Raw genomic sequence first — 18,130 nt, 5'->3', positions numbered from 1 at the left:
GGAGGTAGTGCTGTATGAAAAAATTGGAAATTATTATCAAGCCAGAAAAGCTTGAAGCCCTGAAAGAAGTACTGGAAGGCTGTAAAGTTAACGGGCTTATGATCAGCAATGTCATGGGTTATGGAAATCAGAAAGGCTATACTCAGATGTACCGTGGTACCAAGTATAATGTAAATCTGCTCCCTAAAGTTAAAGTTGAGACAGTCGTACCAAAAGAACTGGCTGATCCAATTATTGACGCAGTCGTGGAAGAAATTAATACCGGTACATTTGGAGATGGTAAAATATTTGTCTACGATGTTCAGGATGCAGTACGAATCCGAACTGGTGAACATGGCCGGGAGGCTTTGTAGAAAAAACGGAAAGATATCAACTGAATATGGAATGAATATAAATTATCGATGAGGATAATTGCCTTTACAAAGGCAGTTATCCTCTTTTATTTTACATTCCGTGCTATTCCAACATAAAATTCAGGAGGAGTTATAATTATGGAAAATACTACTTTGTTACTAAACATTATCTGGACTATGCTGGGTGCAATTTTGGTCTACTTTATGCAGGCAGGTTTCGCATTGGTTGAGACTGGTTTTACAAGGGCAAAAAACGCTGGAAATATCTGTATGAAAAACATGATGGACTTTGTCCTTGGTTCCCTATTCTTCTTCATTTTAGGTTTTCCTCTTATGTTCGGAAACAACATTGGAGGAATCCTTGGCGGATCCGGATTTTTTAACCCCTATTCTCTTGCAGATTCCGATGGAATATTCAATGGACTTCCCATTGCAGTATTTATGATCTTTCATACCGTATTCTGTGCAACCGCTGCAACAATCGTTTCCGGGGCAATGGCTGAACGTACTAAATTTTCTTCCTATTTAATCTATTCCGCATGTATCAGCGTCTTTATCTATCCGATTACCGGTCACTGGATCTGGGGCGGCGGCTGGCTGTCAAGTATTGGTTTCCATGATTTCGCAGGCTCTACTGCCGTTCATATGGTAGGCGGTATCTGTGCTCTGGTTGGAGCAAAGATCGTTGGTCCCCGTATCGGAAAATATAATGAAGACGGAACTCCCAACGCAATACCAGGACACAACATTCCTTTAGGCGTTCTTGGTGTATTTATACTCTGGTTCTGCTGGTTTGGTTTTAACTGCGGATCTACAACCGCTGCTACTACAACGGTAGGTGATATTGCCATGACTACAAACCTGGCTGCGGCTGCTTCCACTTTGGTAACACTGTTGTTCACCTGGAAACGTTATGGTAAACCCGATGTCTCCATGACCTTAAATGGTTCCTTAGCTGGTCTGGTTGCCATTACAGCTGGCTGTGATGTAGTAACTCCTTATGAAGCAATGATTATTGGTGCCATTGCAGGTTTCGTAGTGGTTCTTGCGATTGAATTCATTGATAAAGTTGTTAAGATTGATGATCCGGTAGGTGCAGTTGGCGTTCACGGCTGCTGCGGTCTTCTGGGCACCCTTCTTACCGGAGTATTCGGCGAAGGTGTCAGCTTCCTGCCTCAGTTAATCGGTGTTGTATCTGTGGTGGCTTATGCCGGAGTAATGGCAGCTATCATCTTCACCGTTATTAAAAAGACCATTGGGTTAAGAGTATCCGATCAGGAGCAGTTGGATGGTCTGGATATCCACGAACACGGGATGTCAGCTTATACTGGCTTCCGTATGGATAAATAATCAGCTTTCCCTCATATTTTTATATATCTTACTTCCAAAAAACCCCGGCATAACATCGCCGGGGTTTTTTACTGCTATCATTCCGATAAAAACCCTTCCATCTCCTCCTCCATCTGTTTTAAAGCAGCACCATAGTTGATAAATTCAGCCGCTGCTTCATCCTTTTTTTCCCCTTTGTAGCAGATCCGATGCTCCATGCTGGCCCACAGATCCATAGCCATAGTGCGAAGCTGAACTTCTACAGGATAATACTCCATGCCGTCTGTATGATAAACCGGAACTCCGAACACAATGTGATAGCTTCTGTATCCGTTTTCTTTTGGTGTCCTGATATAATCGCTTTCCTTTATTACTACAATGTCTGTCTGCTTACGCAGCAAATCTACTATTCCATAGATATCTCTGACAAAATAACAGATCACCCGGATTCCCCCAATATCAGTCAGACAGTTTCTGGCTGCATCCGTGGTTGTATCGTTTCCGCATTTGGTTAATTTATTTTCAATGCTTTCTTTCTGTTTTATCCGGTACTGGACATGATGAATGGGATAATTCAGCTGTTTCCTTCTGTAATCCTTATTCAGCACATCGATCCTGACCTGTATGTTATTCAGCGCATCTTCGTAGGGCTGAATGAAACTTAAGTATTCTTCTTCGGTCATATTCTGCCTCCAAAACATTTCTCGTATCAATCTCAAGTATATCGTTTTTTTGTGTCCATAGCGTGTCCAAACTTTGAACGATCATGGATACAAAAAAAGGTCCCCTTGGGACTTTAAAATCCAGGGGACCGGTGTAATCTGTCTTTTTACTTTGTTCTATCATCGTCTGTAAGTTTCTGGTCGTCAGTCTTTGTCTCATCACCCTTTGCCATCAGAATACTGCTTACAGGCTCACTGTCATCGGTAAATAACGGTCTTAATCCCTCTTCCTCTACCCGCTCTTCCTTTGGCATATAAATATTAAATACGGGCGATAAAATATAGGAATTAATAAATGCCAAAAGTGGAAAACCGAACAGCATAAAAATCATCAGTACAGGTGGAATCATAAATACAAAACCGGCTGCAACCAGCACACCATCTATGACGATCATACCAATTGTACGGAATAAATGGCGGATGGACATAAAGAACGCATTGAAAAATGTACGTTTCAGCGGATTATAAAATCTGGACTGAAGCGGGAAAATATACATGGCTACAGCAGCATAGATTAAAGCCATGGCCAGAAATACAGTAAGCATAACCGTCTTAACCGTGGAAGAACCATTAAAAAGCCGGGCAAAGAAATATAAGTCCACACCCAGAATGGCTCCTGCCAAAAGAAGGATCAGCCATATTATGGTAGACTGCTTGAAATTCTCTTTAAAGGATTTAAAAAAGGAGCGTATGGTATAGCCGTCATCGTCTCTTGCAAGTTTCAGCGTCACATAATACACTGCAGTTGTAGAAGCTCCTATGGTGAAAATTGGGAGACTGCAGACCAGCCATAAAACATTTAGAATAATTAAATCTCCGAACTTGCCGATAAAGCGCCAGACCGGATTATCATAATTAAAAAAACCTGATAACATATGTCATTCCCCTTCTCTCGTTAACGTCAAAAATCATTATAGCGGATTTATTTTTAAAAAGCAAACATTCTCCTCCATTTCATCAATTTTTTATAATTATAGATAGAGGAAATTTGTTAAATCTGTGATATAATCATAAAAGTATCCGGATTAAGAACAGAAAGAGGCGTATAATATGACCCCCTATGAAGACAAAACTTTAAAAGATTCACTGCAGGAAGAAAAGAATAAGTTAAAGAATATGAGCTTAAAGGACAGACTATGGTACATCTGGGAATACTATAAGATACCCATAATCGGAACTGTAGTAGCTGTTTTCCTTATACTCTCAATTTTCTCTGCCGTACACAATAACCGGTTTGAAACTGCTCTTTCCTGCGTCATTTTAAACAGTCAGCCTGAAAGTGAAAAGGACCTGGTAAGCGAATACTTTGACCAGGGCTTTCGTGAATACCTGGGTCTGACCGACGAGACAAAGATTGATGTGGACCATTCCATGTCCATAAGTTTTGACAATTCCAATATGACTGAATTTACCTACGCAGAGCTGGCTAAGCTGTCTGCCCTGATCTCCAGCAAAGAGCTGGACGTAATGATCGCAAGAAAGGACAGCATCGACCACTTTGGTGAGATGGGCGGCTTTTTAGACTTAAAAGAGGTTCTTCCCCCTGACGTCTACGACCAGGTAAAGGATCAGCTCTATGAGGTTACCAATTCAGAGACTGGCGAGACAATTGCCTGTGGTATTAAAATCGGTAATACGGATTTCCTGAAGAAGACAGGATTAACCATGAATGATCCGATTTTAGGCATTATAAGCAATTCCACTCGTACAGACACTGCGGTGAAGCTGATCCGCTATGTGTACGGCCTGTAAGGTGAAATCCCAGGTTTTTTAAAAGATTGACAGAGGCGCGGTTTTCGTCCAGAACTCTGGCGTAGATCCTGTCTGTCAGAGAAGAGGCGGCATATGTTAATATCGCCTGGCATGCTTCTTTTGCATATCCCTGACGCCTGTAAGGTGTAAAAATATGATATCCCAGTTCCAGCGGGGTATCATTTTTTTTCATGAAGGAGTACAACTCCTCATTATCCCCAGGATCAAAATTAAACAGCCCTGCTTTTCCAACAATGACCTTTTTTTCTCTGTCATAAAGAGCCCATATTCCATATTCATAAAATCCATACTGCTGCCGGATATAGCTTTCTAATGAGTCTCTGCTATAAAAAAGGGCTCCCGCCTCTCCTCCATCCGGCTCATTTGGAATTTCATCTGCGTCACCAGTCACAAACTCCCGGATCAGCAGACGTCTGGTGTCTGTAATATTCCAGGGCATCCCCTCTTTTCTCCGGACCACACGTTCTAAAAGTTCCGTTGTAATATCCTCATAAGATTCCACCAGATAGGACGCCGGCGAGAGACACTGGTCCGTCCGATTTCGGTCCCATAAACCAATAACAGCCCTGCCTTCTGCAAAAGCAGAGCGCAGGGCTTCATATTCGTCTGATATGGTAACCTGGAAATTCTTCCCTTCAATGGCAATCTCCCGTTCCCACACCATAATTTATAAAGTCTCCGGTTCCTGATACTCTTCTCCGAAGGTATCTACTGACATAGACTGTATCTTCTGTTCAGCCATCGGACGGTCGTTGTAATCGGTTTTCACGTCTGCAATCTTATTGACAATATCCATGCCTTCGATTACTTTTCCAAATGCAGCATAAGCGCCATCTAAATGAGGAGCCGCCTTATGCATGATAAAAAACTGTGAGCCTGCTGAATCCGGGCTCATGGCTCTTGCCATGGAAAGGACTCCCTCAGAATGCTTTAAGGTATTGGAAACTCCATTCTGGCTGAATTCACCTTTAATGGAATATCCAGGGCCGCCGGTTCCGGTTCCCTGTGGGCATCCGCCCTGAATCATAAATCCGTTGATGACTCTGTGGAAAATCAGTCCGTCATAGTAGCCTTTTTTTACAAGACTGATAAAATTATTCACTGTATTCGGTGCAATTTCAGGGTAAAGCTCAGCTTTTATCACATCACCGTTCTCCATTGTAATTGTAATAACAGGATTGTTCATGTTTTTTCCCTTTCTTGTTTAAAGTTTAACATATGTGTGTATTTTATCAAATCATTAAGTTTTTGTCTAGCTGTTCATACTTTGTTTCAATTTCATTCAAAAATCTTTTACACAAACAACATGATTTCTTCACGTTTCATGGTTATACTAAAAATGTAAATTAAATATGTTTATAAGATTTTTTTCATAATACTTGAGCTGATAATTCCGTTATCAGCTCTCCTCCCTTTTTGAAATAACTTTTAAGGAACTGCCGGCCTGGCAGTTCCTTTTTATTATTCCCTTTGGAATTTGACGTATTCATCCCAGTTGAACCGGTTGCATGATATCCATATTATTTTCAAATAATCCCGCCACACAAACCTGGAGACTATCATAGGTTTTAAAATAGTACTCACATGTTGCAGTATTTAAAAATGCCGTATACTTTGTGTAATCATAAGACCCACGGCTTGTCATGACTGCTCCTTTTGGTATCGTCACCCCTTCCATGACGTGAAAACAGGATACCACAGCTTCTTTCCGATTTTGGGGAACTGGAAGAAATGATTTTAAAAATGCTGTACGGACAAAACGATCGGGAGAGGTAAAGCCACCTGGAAGTGCTCTTGTTCCTCCAGCCTGACCGAATGGAGTAAGCTTTATGCCGCTCCAGCTGACTTCTTCCAATTGGTCAGGGCTTGCCTCCATATAATTTCTTAAATTGGTCATATGCCAGGGAAGATCCGGACTATTTGCCAGAACACCCATGGGATTATCAAAAATAATCAGTCCCTTACCAGTTAGTTCAATTACCGCACAGGCACCGGCCCGGTCTGTTGCAATCCAGTGAAGAGGTGCCGCCGATCCTGTAACCGGGTCTTCCATCCCAATGATGGAAACCTGGGCTGCCAGTGTTTTTAGTTCCTGAACTGACCCGCATTTTCCTAATATATAATGAAGAAATTCAAAGGAAGCAATGGGAAACCGATTTTCTCCCTTTCCCATTTCTTCATATCTGGCATATCCTGCAAAGTAAAGAGCTGCCGCTGCAAATCCTCTTTCATTCACTCCGTCAAAGAATCCCAAAAGTCCGTCTGTCTCCTGCCCAATTCCAATAAAGCTATAATCATCCTGCATCCAGGAACCGGTGAGAGCATTGATCCATTGATAGCTTTTAGGAACTCTGAAAAAGTGAGGATCTATTTCATAGGAAAAATCCATATTTCTTCCGAAAAAAACCTCCCCTTCTTTCGTCTGCAATGTCATAGCCGTACACATTGTCATTCCCCTGGTTTTGATTATTTAATTATATATATGGCTGACTGTCCGATTTATGATGATATAGATTCAATTGCTTCTTTTAATTGGGAAATACAATCCACGGGTTTTAAGCACGTTCCGTTTTTACAGAGATAAAACTGGCTTTTTTCAGAATCTACGGGATAATCCTTTGTAAACGGAGCGATTTTTGAAAGAAGCACTTCATTTTCCGGATTTTTAAATATAATCTCAATATCCGTGAGAACTTCCCTTTTTAAACCGGCAAGTTCGTTCTCGATTCCCGGCTGAGACGAGACTGCAACTAGCTGTGTATGAGAATAAAGAACCGTCTGAAACGCCAAAAGTGTAAAACTATGATTCGCCGGACTGGTCTGTGTTTCTCTTCCCATCCACTTTAACTGCTTATTTAATATTTCCTGCCATGTAATTTCACCGGTTAAATGATAAAGTTTCCCTATCACGTATGCAGCCACAGAATTGCCTGAAGGCAAAGCACCATCATACAGTTCCTTGGGGCGGCTGATCAGTTTTTCTCTGTCATGTGCATACATATAAAATCCGCCATTTTCCTCATCAAAAAATAAGCTGACCATCTTTTCACAAATACTGACTGCTTTTTGAAGATATGATATCTCAAAGCATGCCTGATATAGTTCTAACAATCCGAACGCGTAAAATGCATAATCATCCAGTTGACCATCATGTCCGGTTTCTCCATCCCGGTAGCGGATAAATAGTCTGCCCTCCTTGTCCGTCAGCGTTTCTTCAATAAATGCTTGTGCATTTCTGGCTGCCTGTAAATATACTTCCTCCAAAAGAATCTGATACCCCTTTGCCATCCCTGCAATCATCAGACCATTCCAGGAGGTCAGAATTTTGTCATCTTTATGAAGTTCCGTCCGCATAAGACGATAATCATAAAGCTTCCTGCTAAGCGCGATAATCTTTTCATCTTTTTTTTCATAATCATGATTATTAATGAGATTTAAGATATTTTTCCCTTCAAAATTTCCGTCTTTTGTAATTCCAAACCACTGACAGTAAAATGGGGCATCTTCTTTTAGAATTTGTGTGATTTCATCCCGGTCAAAAACGTAGAACTTTCCTTCTACCCCTTCGCTGTCTGCATCCTCTCCACAATAAAATCCACCATCTTTATCAGTAAGGGTTTTCATAATGTAACCCAATATTCCTCTGGCTGCTGACTGGTAAAATGGTTCTCTGGTTATTTTATAAGCTTCCAGATAGGCATAAGAAAGCAGGGCATTATCATAGAGCATTTTCTCAAAATGAGGAACCAGCCACTTTTCATCGGTAGAGTAACGGGAAAACCCTCCCCCAATATGATCGTAAATCCCACCCCGGTACATATGCCTTAAGGTTGATTCACATATCTCTCTGGCAGACTCATCCTTTTCATAGATGGAGTGGCGAAGGAGAAAAATCAGATTATGGGGCATGGGGAACTTTGGGGCTCTCCCAAAACCACCCCATGTTTTATCATAGGAACGCTTTAACTGCGCGGCAGCCGTTAAGAACAATTCCTTACCGGGATCATCCTTACTTCCCCCACTGTTTTTTTCCTCTCCATTTAGATACCGGGTTATTTCTTCTCCGGCCTGCAGCACCTTTTTCCTGTCATTTTTCCAAAGGCCGTCTATGGCATTCAAAACCTCAATCAGTCCGGTATTTCCCCATCTGCTGTGTTTTGGCAGATAAGTGGCCGCATAAAAAGGCTTCTGATCCGGAGTCATAATAATTGTCAGTGGCCAGCCGCCTGAGCCTGTAAGTGCCTGGCAGACCGACATGTAAACCGAGTCAATATCAGGCCGTTCCTCACGGTCTACTTTAATAGAAACATAATTTTCGTTTAACAGGCCTGCCACCTCCTGATCTTCAAAGGACTCATGAGCCATGACATGGCACCAGTGACAGGTAGAATAGCCGATGGATAAAAAAATTGGTTTGTCTTCCGCTTTTGCTTTTGTAAATGCTTGTTCACACCAAGGCCACCAGTCCACTGGATTGTAAGCATGCTGAAGTAGATAAGGGCTTTTTTCATGTATTAATCGATTGGATATTTTGCTTGTTGTCATAGGGCATTACCTCCTTAAATAAAGATACAGCCTTATTATACCCACTAATATAAACAAATGAGATCCTTTACAAATATTTCTTCATTTGTAAATTGAATTTTATTATTGTTTAAAAATCCATCTAAAGATTGGATTGTCTTTTCGATAACCGAAATTTTCCATTTCTTGCTTAAATTCTTTTTAAAACTTATATAAATTTCATTTTTTGTTGCTTCATATACGATTGAACACAGAGTATTCTCCTGACTGGTTTTCCTTAAAGCTTCAAAGGCTTCATTTATGCCAAAGCCATGAATATTATTCTGAATATATTCATGAGCACAAATATATCTGTCAGCTCCAATCCCATACACTTTATCATAATTTACTTTTTTAAAATCCCCGTTTGGGAAATTAGTCATAATAATAAGGTCTTTGTGAATTGGACTTATTATATTTGTTTCATTTCCTTCTTCCAGAATAAAGGCATCACCAGTTTTGTCAGCAATAATAGTATGTAACCCTAAATCTGGATATAATGGATTTCTAGGATACGAGATTACTCTTTTATTAAGTATGTCATAAAATTCAGATGCTTTTCTTGTTTTTTTCAGCGCCTCATCAAACGTATCAAAAGCAAACCAATCATTTTCGTCACAGCTTGATTTAAAACCTGGGTTATATTGGACTGCCTGAGTACAAATAAAAAGACCTTCACTATTAAAACCAGCAATATCCCTGTATTGGTTATTTACTAAGGCCGAAAAGAAAAATAAGTTCATATCATTATAATTACTGACTTTCAGTTTTAAGTCAATATCTTCAGTATCAAAATTCATACCATAAATAGCTTTTTTTTGACTGTATACTGCAAAACTTGTACACATTTTGGGAACCCTCCTTTATATATCTCATTTGTTTACCACTTTTTTAACTCCATCCATATGATATCACCAGACACCTCGATGGTTCAACCTGCAACATGATTCAGAATCAAAAATGTGCCACTTAAGCTTATATTTCAAAACCCTGCCCTTATAGATGTAATAAGGAGCAGGCATTTCGCCTGCTCCCATATTGCAGTATTATACTGCAGAATACGTGGGACTACCATTTTCTATTCCGGTACTCTCACTTCTTTCATTAAAAAAATAAGCGCAATAATATTTGGAACTGCCATCAGCCCATTCCAGATGTCTGAAAATTCCCAAACTGTCTCAAGTTTCGCCAGGCATCCCACAAAGACTGCACACAGATAGAGAAGTGTATAGATCTTACCTCTTAAAATACGCTGCAGCAGATAGAGAATGTTTCGCTTTTTCAGGCTTTCCGCCAGATATCCCGCAGCCTGCTTTCCAAGATAATACCAGGCAATTATAGTTGCAAATGCAAATACCAGCATGGAACCGGATACTACATATTCCCCAAGTCCACCCAGTCGTTTAGAAAAGCTGAATGCGGTAAGGGCCGCACCGTCATAGCCGGAGCCTGCCGCGTCCCCTTCTGTCATACACAAAATAACAAAGGCGGTCATGGTGCAAATAATAATCGTATCAAAGAAAACTTCAAACATTGCCCACATTCCTTGTTTTTCAGGCGTGGTATTTTCCGCTGCTCCATGTAAAACAGCCATACTGCCAAGACCGGCTTCATTGGAGAAAACACCTCTTGAAATGCCGTATTGAAGGCTTTTACTGATTCCAAAACCGGCTGCTCCTGAAAATACAGATACAGGCTGAAATGCATCCCGAAAAATAACATGAAAAATATATGGAATTTTATCATAACAGGACATAATAACAACCATGGAGAACAGCATATAAATTCCGGAGGCAATGGGAATCATACGTTCCGAAACAGAAGCAATCCGGCTGATTCCGCCTAGAATAACGAGGCACACCAGTCCGGTCAGAAAAATCCCCACCAACCCAGTTGGAACCTGAAAGGAGTATTTAAGCGTTTCCGCAATGGAGTTAGACTGAACCATACTTCCCATGCCAAGAGATACCATGATGCAGAGAAAGCTGTAAATCATACCAAGCGCCGGCAGTTTCAACCCTCTTTCCAGATATACCATAGGCCCGCAGACCCATGCTCCGTTCTGATCTTTGTAACGGTACCGGATTCCTAACATGGTTTCTGCATATCCTGTCATCATACCGATTACAGCAGATACCCACATCCAGAAGATGGCTCCAGGTCCTCCGGCTGTCAAAGCAGTCGCCACACCCACAATATTTCCAGTCCCTATTGTTGCTGCAAGAGCTGTACAGGCGGTCTGAAATCTGGTCACATCTCCTTTGTCTCCCTCTTCGTCTTCCTCCTGTATGCTCCCAATGGTCTGTTTCCACCAATAAGCAAGCTTTCTGATTTGAAAAAATCCGGTTTTAACCGAATAAATGATCCCAATTCCCAGAAACAGGATTAACAGCCAGGGTCCCCATACCATTTCGTGTATGTAATGAATCATTCCTTGTGCTCCCTTATGTCCTCTTTATCACATATTCGTGCCGGAATGATTGTATGAAAATTTCCATTCATTTTTATACAAATTTAACTTTACTATGATATAATCTTACTATGTGCTGAATTTAAACAACTAACGCGAGGTGAACAATATGCCCGGTTTTACCACCCATTACTTATTAGGCGTTAAAGCATACAACAATATGCCAAACACTCCTTTAAAACGAATCATATCCAAATATCGCTGGCTCTATCAGCTGGGTCTACAGGGTCCGGATATATTTTTTTATAATATCCCCATTCTTCGTCACAGGGATTACCGCAATGTAGGTTCCTATATGCATGAAAATCACGTAAATAGCTTTTTCGTTACCTGCCTAAATCATATTGGAGCCATTGAATCAAGACAGCAGCGTGAGCAGGCCATCGCATACATGAGCGGTTACTTCTGTCACTATATTGGAGACTCCATCTGCCATCCTTATGTATATGGCAGGATCGAGTACGATATCAAAAACTCCGGAAACTATCACCATGGGCTTCATGCCATGCTTGAGAATGATATAGATGCACTGTTACTCATGATCTATAAGCAAAAAAAGCCTTCCCAGTTTAACCAGGCTGCAACCATCTGCTTGAACGGTCAGGAAATGCAGTTTATTTCCGGTTTTTTATCATCCTGCATCAATGAAACCTACTATCCCTTAAATTATCGGAATAATTATCAGGTCACCCCCCGTATGGTATCCCGATCCATCCTGGCGATGCGTCTGGGCTGCCGGACACTTGCAGATCCAAACAGCAGAAAGAAAAACAGCATTGAATTTGTGGAATCCTTATTTCTTAAAAATCCTGTTGCTTCCCGTAAACTGGTTACTGATATTACCTCTGACCCGGTAGTGACATTTAATCTTAACCATGATACGTGGTGCAATCCCTGGGACCGCAGGCTTGCTTCCAAAGCTTCCTTTCCGGAGCTGTTCCATCAGTCCATGTCCAAATGCGGAAATGTATTCTTCCGGTTAAATGAAGAACTCACGTCTCCTGTCCCGTTAAACAGCCTGGATCATAACAAATTGCTACGGGAACTGGGTAATTATTCGTATCACAGCGGACTGGCTGTTGATTCCAACTAATATTTATATTCTTATATTAAAAAAGCATGGATCTTAAAACGCCTCGCGTTTATCCATGCTTTTCATACATTCTTTACTTGGAAGCCTGTGTCTGCTCCGCTTCTGTTTCATCTGCTGCTTCCGTATCATCCGCTTCTTCTGTATCATCCGCTGCGGTTGTTTCCATTACAACTGCACCTTCCTTTGGTACAATCTTCTGGTCAGAGCCTTTTGGAATATCCATATCTACCAGCCAGTACTGCTGCTCTTTCATTGTATAATCCGGCATAACAATTATATGCAGATCATAATCCTTAAAAAAGCCGCCGTAAGAAGTCTCACTTGATTTCTCAAAGCTGAAATCCTGATCTGCTACCACATCGTTTAAATAGCGAACTGCGGCATTTGCAAATGTAACTGCTTCATCCGGAGTCGTCCCTGCTTTAACAACCAGATTTAAATCAAGTTTTTTCTCCTTCGGATCCATGCTGTAGTTTACACTGAGAGCCATAGGATATTCATTATTATCCACAAACTCTTCATCCATATCATTTCCAATCTGAGTCCAGTCCAATACGATTCCCTGCTGCGTTTCAAAGACAGGTTCTGCAGGACCACCGCCTGCAAGAATATGGCTCTGGGTACAGCCCGTTAACAGCATCGCTGATACGGCACATATCATTAGCACTTTGTTCCTCATCATAATATCCTCCTTAATGAACATCACCATTATATCCGATCCTGTCCTTTTTTTGTAGTGCTTTCAGCAAAAAGTCAGAAAAACTTCACAATTGCGTTAGACTTTTTGCTGGTATTAATGGCTTGTTTTTCCTCTGTATTAAGGTTTTAGCTGAGGCTTGAAAAATAAATTTATATGATTCAGCCTTGCATTTTTTTATAGACCGTGGTATCATGTTCAATATTGAGATATAAATATTATTTTTGAACTATAAAGGAGCCATGTCATGAACAACAAAGAGAAAATATCATTGATAAAAAAGCTGGATATTATGACCACACTGGTACCATTTGCAGCAATCGTTTTATTATGTATCCTGTTTCTTACATATCCCAAGGCATCAGGTGCTGTGTTGGCCTCCATACGATCCTTTATTGGAAATGAGCTGGGCAGCTACTACCTGATCATAGGACTATTCACATTTATCTGCTCCCTCTACATGGCCTTTTCCAGATATGGAGCAATCAGGCTGGGAGACTGTGAGAAACCCCAATATTCAAATTTCAAATGGGGAGCCATGATGTTTACCGCAGGTCTGGCAGCTGACATATTATTTTACTCTCTTTGTGAATGGCTGCTCTATGCAGGGGAGCCCCATATAAAAGATATGGGCTCTGTACAGGACTGGGCTTCCACCTATCCTCTGTTTCACTGGGGTCCAATACCATGGAGCTTTTATCTGGTTCTGGCCGTTGCATTTGGTTTTATGCTTCATGTAAAGAAACGGACAAAACAAAAGTATTCAGAGGCCTGCCGTCCGATCCTTGGTAAACTGGTAGACGGGCCAGCCGGGAAACTGATTGATTTAATCGCTGTTTTCGCTTTACTGGCAGGAACAGCTACCACATTTTCTCTCGCAACACCGCTTCTTTCCATGGCAGTCAGCCGGGTGACCGGACTGCCTGAATCCAGATACTTAACCATAGCAATCCTGATCATTATCTGCGCAGTATATACGTTTACAGTATATTTTGGCATGAAGGGAATTTCAAAGCTTGCTGATTCCTGTACCTACTTATTCTTCGGGCTTCTCCTTTATGTTCTCATTGGCGGAGGTCAGGCCAGGTATACCATTGAAACAGGAATAACAGCAATCGGTAACCTGACACAAAACTTTATCGGTCTGTCCACCTGGACTGATGCACTTCGCACCTCTTCCTTTCCTCAGAACTGGACCATCTTTTACTGGGCATACTGGATGGTGTGGTGTGTGGCCACTCCCTTTTTTATCGGCGCCATCAGCAAAGGGCGGACGATCAGACAGACTGTTCTGGGGGGATATTTCTTTGGCTTGTCAGGAACGTTTACTTCTTTTATTATATTAGGTAATTACAGTCTTGCTCTTCAGACAAAGGGTATTCTTGATGTTATGGGCATCTACCAGGCAACACAAAACCTTTATCAGACTATTATGGCTATTTTAGAAACACTTCCATTTTTCAAGATGGGTCTGGTGCTTTTAGCTCTTACCATGATTGCTTTTTATGCCACCTCATTCGATGCACTCACACTGGTTGCCGCTTCCTATTCCTATAAGGAGCTGCCGGAAGATGAAGAGCCTCATAAACACGTAAAGCTGTTTTGGGCTATCCTTCTGATGCTATTTCCAATTGCACTTATTTTCTCAGAAAATTCGATGGCAAATTTACAGACTGTATCCATTATTGCCGCTTTCCCCATCGGCATTATCATTCTTCTCATTATCATCAGCTTCTTTCGGGATGCAAAGGAATATTTAGAACATTCCTGAAAAAAGACTGCTGCAAAATCTGCAGCAGTCTTTTTTTATTCATAAATCTGAATTTCCGTACTAGAGTGAGAGGGTACCTGCTTCTCCTTTGGAGGAAGTTTCTTATAATCTCCATAAATCCAGGTAAGAACTTCATGCCAGCCCTTGGGTGCCATCAGTTTGGTATCCTCGAATTCCAGATCCACAGTTTCCTCACACCATTCTTTCTTTAAGGTCACATATAAATAATCCGGTTGATAATTACTATAATAACGCAGACTGCTTTTTTTCTTCCGGTCTTTCACAGCTGCCCAGTATTGAAGTTTTCTTAACACCCCCATGGGAATTAACTTGCCAATCAACGCCAGAATTCCCACGCATATTCCATTTAACAGACTGTATTTTCTTAAATCAAGCTTATATCTGTGTCCCATGGAAAGTCCATAGATAACGGTATGAAGCAGCAAAGTTACGGTTGATGAAATCTTGTTTTCCGGCAATTCATCAATGGTAAATAAATCTACCCACAGATGATTCAGTCTGCCTTCATAATATTTCATCTCAGCAGTATCCTCATGGGTTCTGCTTTTCTTATAAATAATTCTGGCTGTGAAATCGTAAAAGGCCTTTCCTCTTCTCAGATCCTTTGGTTCAAGAAGTTCCATGTCTTCCGGCAGCTCCGACCGTACCACCTGCAAAAACGCCTCATAATTGGTACGGGTAAACGCCACATCTGCATCATCATCCCAGGGAATAAATCCTTTGTGTCTGACAGCACCCAGAAGTGTCCCGGCATCCAGTAAATATTGGATCCCGTGCTTTCGGCAGATCCGGTCAATCTCTTTTAGAATACCCAGATTCGCCTGATGCACCTTGGTCAAATCATACTCCTTCATAACTCCTCCATTCTGACTGAATCAGAAAAACAAAACTTAAGCCTGCTGGTTTAAGCCCTCTTTTATGGTCTTTGCCATGTAATCGATCATCTCATCGGTCATACCCGGATAAACTCCAATCCAGAATGTATCCTGCATAATCCGGTCCGTATTCTTCAGTTCACCTACAACCCGGTATCCGCTTCCTGATTCCCGCATCTGATTAAAGCATGGATGTTTGGTTAAATTGCCTGCAAAGAGCATTCTGGTCTGTACACCTTTTGATTCCACATACTGAACCAGCTGGTTTCTGTCAACGCCCTCTTTACAGGTAATAAGAAATCCGAACCAGCTTGGTCGTGATCCAGGACAGGCCTCCGGAAGAATCAGTTTTCCCTCTGTATCTTTTAATGCCTCGTAAAGACGGCTGAAATTATGACGTCTGCGTTCAACAAAGGAGGGGAACTTCTCTATCTGTGCACAGCCAATGGAAGCCTGCATATCCGTTGCCTTTAAATTATAGCCGAAATGAGAGTAAACGTACTTATGGTCATATCCCAGTGGAAGTTCGCCGTACTGGCGGTCAAACCGGTGTCCACATAAATTGTCTGTACCGGAAGGACACACACAGTCACGTCCCCAATCCCGGAAAGAACGGATAATCCGGTTTAACAGGGAATCGTTGGTGTAAACAGCTCCGCCCTCTCCCATGGTCATGTGGTGAGGCGGGTAAAAGCTGGAGGTTCCAATATCTCCGATGGTACCTGAGAAATGCTCTTTCCCATCTAAGGTATAAACAGTGCCCAGTGCATCGCAGTTATCTTCCACAAGCCATAAGTTATATTTATCGCAGAATGCCTTAACTGCCGTTAAATCATAAGGATTCCCAAGTGTATGGGCAATCATGACTGCCTTTGTCTTCTCAGAGCGTGCTGCCTCCAGCATGGTAACATCGATGTTGTACTGGGGAATGGTCACGTCAACAAATACTGGTACTGCGCCATATTGAATCATTGGCGTTACGGTTGTGGGGAACCCTGCCGCTACTGTAATTACTTCATCTCCTCTTTTAATCTGACGCTCTTTTAAAAGCGGGGAAGTAAGTGCCATAAATGCCAGTAAATTTGCTGATGATCCTGAATTGACCAGGGAACAAAACCTCACATTTAAATATTTACAAAATTTCTTCTCAAATTCATCGGTATAGCGTCCTGAGGTAAGCCAGAACTCCAGAGAACTGTCTACCAGATTAACCATTTCCTTGCTGTCATATACTCTGGACGCATAGGAAATCCTGTCACCTTCTTCAAACGGCTTTTTCTGATTGTGATACGTATCACAGTATTCCTTTACAAGTGCAAGGATTTCTTCCCTTGCTTCTTTTTCTGTTTTTTTATCAAACATAGAATTATTTCCTCTCTTAATCTATTAGTTAAAAAATTCTTCGATCTGCCGGTCCATTACCTCAATCATATCTGCTCCGGCCAGATATTCTCTGGTCCATTCCACGGTCTTTTCCACGGCTTCCTTCACTCCATACCTGGGTGTCCAGCCAAATACCTTTTTCACCTTTGAACAGTCCAGCTTTAAGAAGTTTGCCTCATGAGGTCCTCCATCGGGTGTGACAGACCAGGTAATTCCCTGCCCCCATGCTTCACAGAATAAATGGGTTAACTCTCCGGTTGTGACACAGTCCTTATCGTCGGGACCCACATTATAGTATCCCTGATAAGAAGAATTCTCATACTGCTTCATGGCTATTGTCATATATACAGCCAGAGGCTCTAAGACATGCTGGTAAGGTCTTGTAGAATCAGGATTTCTAAGTACGATTTCCTGTTTTTTCATGGCAGACCGGATGCAGTCCGGAATAATTCTGTCATTAGCGAAATCTCCTCCCCCTATAACATTGCCAGCCCTTGAAGTGGAGATCGCTGTTTTGCCCTGGGAAAAGAAAGACTTGGCATAGCTGTGGGTCACCAGTTCCGAACAGGATTTGCTGTTGGAGTATGGGTCATAGCCATCTAAGGGATCACATTCCCGGTAACCATATTCCCATTCCTTATTTTCATATACTTTATCAGTTGTTACATTGAGAAAAGAACGAACCGTCTCAGTAAGGCGGATACATTCTAAAATATTCACCGTGCCCATCACATTGGTTTCATAGGTGTAAACCGGATCCTTATAGGAATCTCTTACAATGGGTTGTGCTGCTAAATGAAAAACTATCTCCGGTTTAGCCAATTCAAAAACAGATTTTAAATGTTTTAAATCCCGGATATCTCCAATGACAGAATTCATCTGTCCGGATATATCTGCTACTTCAAACAGAGCGGGATCCGTTGGTGACTGGAGTGAGTACCCAGTTACCTCTGCTCCTGCTTTTATCAGCATACGGCTGAGCCATGCCCCTTTAAAACCGGTATGCCCGGTAAGAAGAACTCTCTTTCCTTTGTAAAATTCAGAAAATTCCTTCCAGCGGTCATTTGTTTTATTCGTCAT

General features: G+C 41.5%; 17 protein-coding genes. 5 read left to right on the top strand and 12 right to left on the bottom strand.

The window, feature by feature from the left end; all coding sequences use genetic code 11:
• Nucleotides 1–14 precede the first annotated feature (14 nt).
• Nucleotides 15–353: a P-II family nitrogen regulator gene (locus ACOAOT_RS24530; RefSeq protein ID WP_420219335.1), complete on the top strand. Its 339-nt coding sequence runs from the start codon at nucleotides 15–17 to the stop codon at nucleotides 351–353.
• Nucleotides 354–491: 138 nt separating this feature from the next.
• Nucleotides 492–1,703 (top strand): ammonium transporter, encoded by a 1,212-nt coding sequence (locus tag ACOAOT_RS24525; RefSeq protein WP_420219334.1) that lies wholly within the window; start codon nucleotides 492–494, stop codon nucleotides 1,701–1,703.
• A 77-nt stretch (nucleotides 1,704–1,780) separates the two neighbouring features.
• Here the strand turns inward: ACOAOT_RS24525 and ACOAOT_RS24520 are convergent, their stop codons facing one another.
• Nucleotides 1,781–2,365 carry a GTP pyrophosphokinase gene (locus tag ACOAOT_RS24520; RefSeq protein ID WP_420219333.1) on the bottom strand — a complete coding sequence of 195 codons (585 nt, stop codon included), beginning with the start codon at nucleotides 2,363–2,365 and terminating at the stop codon, nucleotides 1,781–1,783.
• A 146-nt stretch (nucleotides 2,366–2,511) separates the two neighbouring features.
• Entirely contained in the window at nucleotides 2,512–3,279 is a 768-nt protein-coding gene (locus tag ACOAOT_RS24515; RefSeq protein ID WP_420219332.1) for a YesL family protein, read from the bottom strand.
• A 175-nt stretch (nucleotides 3,280–3,454) separates the two neighbouring features.
• Here ACOAOT_RS24515 and ACOAOT_RS24510 point away from each other — a divergent pair, with 175 nt between their 5' ends.
• Entirely contained in the window at nucleotides 3,455–4,156 is a 702-nt protein-coding gene (locus ACOAOT_RS24510; protein ID WP_420219331.1) for a hypothetical protein, read from the top strand.
• Here the strand turns inward: ACOAOT_RS24510 and ACOAOT_RS24505 are convergent.
• From ACOAOT_RS24505 to ACOAOT_RS24480, 6 genes are all read right to left on the bottom strand, one after another.
• Nucleotides 4,092–4,841, bottom strand: a complete 750-nt coding sequence (locus ACOAOT_RS24505) for a GNAT family N-acetyltransferase (RefSeq protein WP_420219330.1) — start codon at nucleotides 4,839–4,841, stop codon at nucleotides 4,092–4,094. The two genes, ACOAOT_RS24510 and ACOAOT_RS24505, sit on opposite strands and share 65 nt — an antisense overlap.
• 3 nt (nucleotides 4,842–4,844) lie before the next feature.
• Nucleotides 4,845–5,363 (bottom strand): peptidylprolyl isomerase, encoded by a 519-nt coding sequence (locus tag ACOAOT_RS24500; protein WP_170820738.1) that lies wholly within the window; start codon nucleotides 5,361–5,363, stop codon nucleotides 4,845–4,847.
• A 300-nt stretch (nucleotides 5,364–5,663) separates the two neighbouring features.
• Nucleotides 5,664–6,623: a linear amide C-N hydrolase gene (locus tag ACOAOT_RS24495; protein ID WP_420219329.1), complete on the bottom strand. Its 960-nt coding sequence runs from the start codon at nucleotides 6,621–6,623 to the stop codon at nucleotides 5,664–5,666.
• Nucleotides 6,624–6,676: 53 nt separating this feature from the next.
• Complete coding sequence (locus ACOAOT_RS24490; protein ID WP_420219328.1) at nucleotides 6,677–8,722, bottom strand: thioredoxin domain-containing protein; 2,046 nt, start codon at nucleotides 8,720–8,722, stop codon at nucleotides 6,677–6,679.
• 44 nt (nucleotides 8,723–8,766) lie between these two features.
• Nucleotides 8,767–9,588, bottom strand: a complete 822-nt coding sequence (locus ACOAOT_RS24485; RefSeq protein WP_420219327.1) for an Ntn hydrolase family protein — start codon at nucleotides 9,586–9,588, stop codon at nucleotides 8,767–8,769.
• A 230-nt stretch (nucleotides 9,589–9,818) separates the two neighbouring features.
• Nucleotides 9,819–11,171 (bottom strand): alanine/glycine:cation symporter family protein, encoded by a 1,353-nt coding sequence (locus tag ACOAOT_RS24480; protein ID WP_420219326.1) that lies wholly within the window; start codon nucleotides 11,169–11,171, stop codon nucleotides 9,819–9,821.
• 148 nt (nucleotides 11,172–11,319) lie between these two features.
• Between ACOAOT_RS24480 and ACOAOT_RS24475 the strand changes: the two genes are divergently transcribed.
• Entirely contained in the window at nucleotides 11,320–12,303 is a 984-nt protein-coding gene (locus tag ACOAOT_RS24475; protein ID WP_420219325.1) for a zinc dependent phospholipase C family protein, read from the top strand.
• A gap of 73 nt (nucleotides 12,304–12,376) precedes the next feature.
• On the opposite strand, the gene ACOAOT_RS24470 is transcribed toward ACOAOT_RS24475, so the two are convergent.
• Nucleotides 12,377–12,985: a hypothetical protein gene (locus tag ACOAOT_RS24470; RefSeq protein WP_420219324.1), complete on the bottom strand. Its 609-nt coding sequence runs from the start codon at nucleotides 12,983–12,985 to the stop codon at nucleotides 12,377–12,379.
• Nucleotides 12,986–13,247: 262 nt separating this feature from the next.
• Between ACOAOT_RS24470 and ACOAOT_RS24465 the strand changes: the two genes are divergently transcribed.
• Nucleotides 13,248–14,771 carry a BCCT family transporter gene (locus tag ACOAOT_RS24465; RefSeq protein WP_420219323.1) on the top strand — a complete coding sequence of 508 codons (1,524 nt, stop codon included), beginning with the start codon at nucleotides 13,248–13,250 and terminating at the stop codon, nucleotides 14,769–14,771.
• Between the two features lie 35 nt (nucleotides 14,772–14,806).
• On the opposite strand, the gene ACOAOT_RS24460 is transcribed toward ACOAOT_RS24465, so the two are convergent.
• The 3 genes from ACOAOT_RS24460 to rfbG are packed head-to-tail and all read right to left on the bottom strand — an operon-like array spanning nucleotide 14,807 to nucleotide 18,130.
• Entirely contained in the window at nucleotides 14,807–15,646 is an 840-nt protein-coding gene (locus ACOAOT_RS24460; protein ID WP_420219322.1) for a LicD family protein, read from the bottom strand.
• A 36-nt stretch (nucleotides 15,647–15,682) separates the two neighbouring features.
• Nucleotides 15,683–17,029 (bottom strand): lipopolysaccharide biosynthesis protein RfbH, encoded by a 1,347-nt coding sequence (gene rfbH / locus ACOAOT_RS24455; RefSeq protein ID WP_420219321.1) that lies wholly within the window; start codon nucleotides 17,027–17,029, stop codon nucleotides 15,683–15,685.
• 24 nt (nucleotides 17,030–17,053) lie between these two features.
• Nucleotides 17,054–18,130, bottom strand: coding sequence for a CDP-glucose 4,6-dehydratase (gene rfbG, locus ACOAOT_RS24450; protein WP_420219320.1), 1,077 nt, complete (start codon nucleotides 18,128–18,130; stop codon nucleotides 17,054–17,056).

Origin of the sequence: Lacrimispora struthionigena (genome assembly GCF_048627165.1) — a bacterium.
In the GTDB taxonomy this organism is placed as follows: domain Bacteria; phylum Bacillota; class Clostridia; order Lachnospirales; family Lachnospiraceae; genus Lacrimispora.
This window is presented reverse-complemented; position numbering and strand designations above follow the sequence as displayed.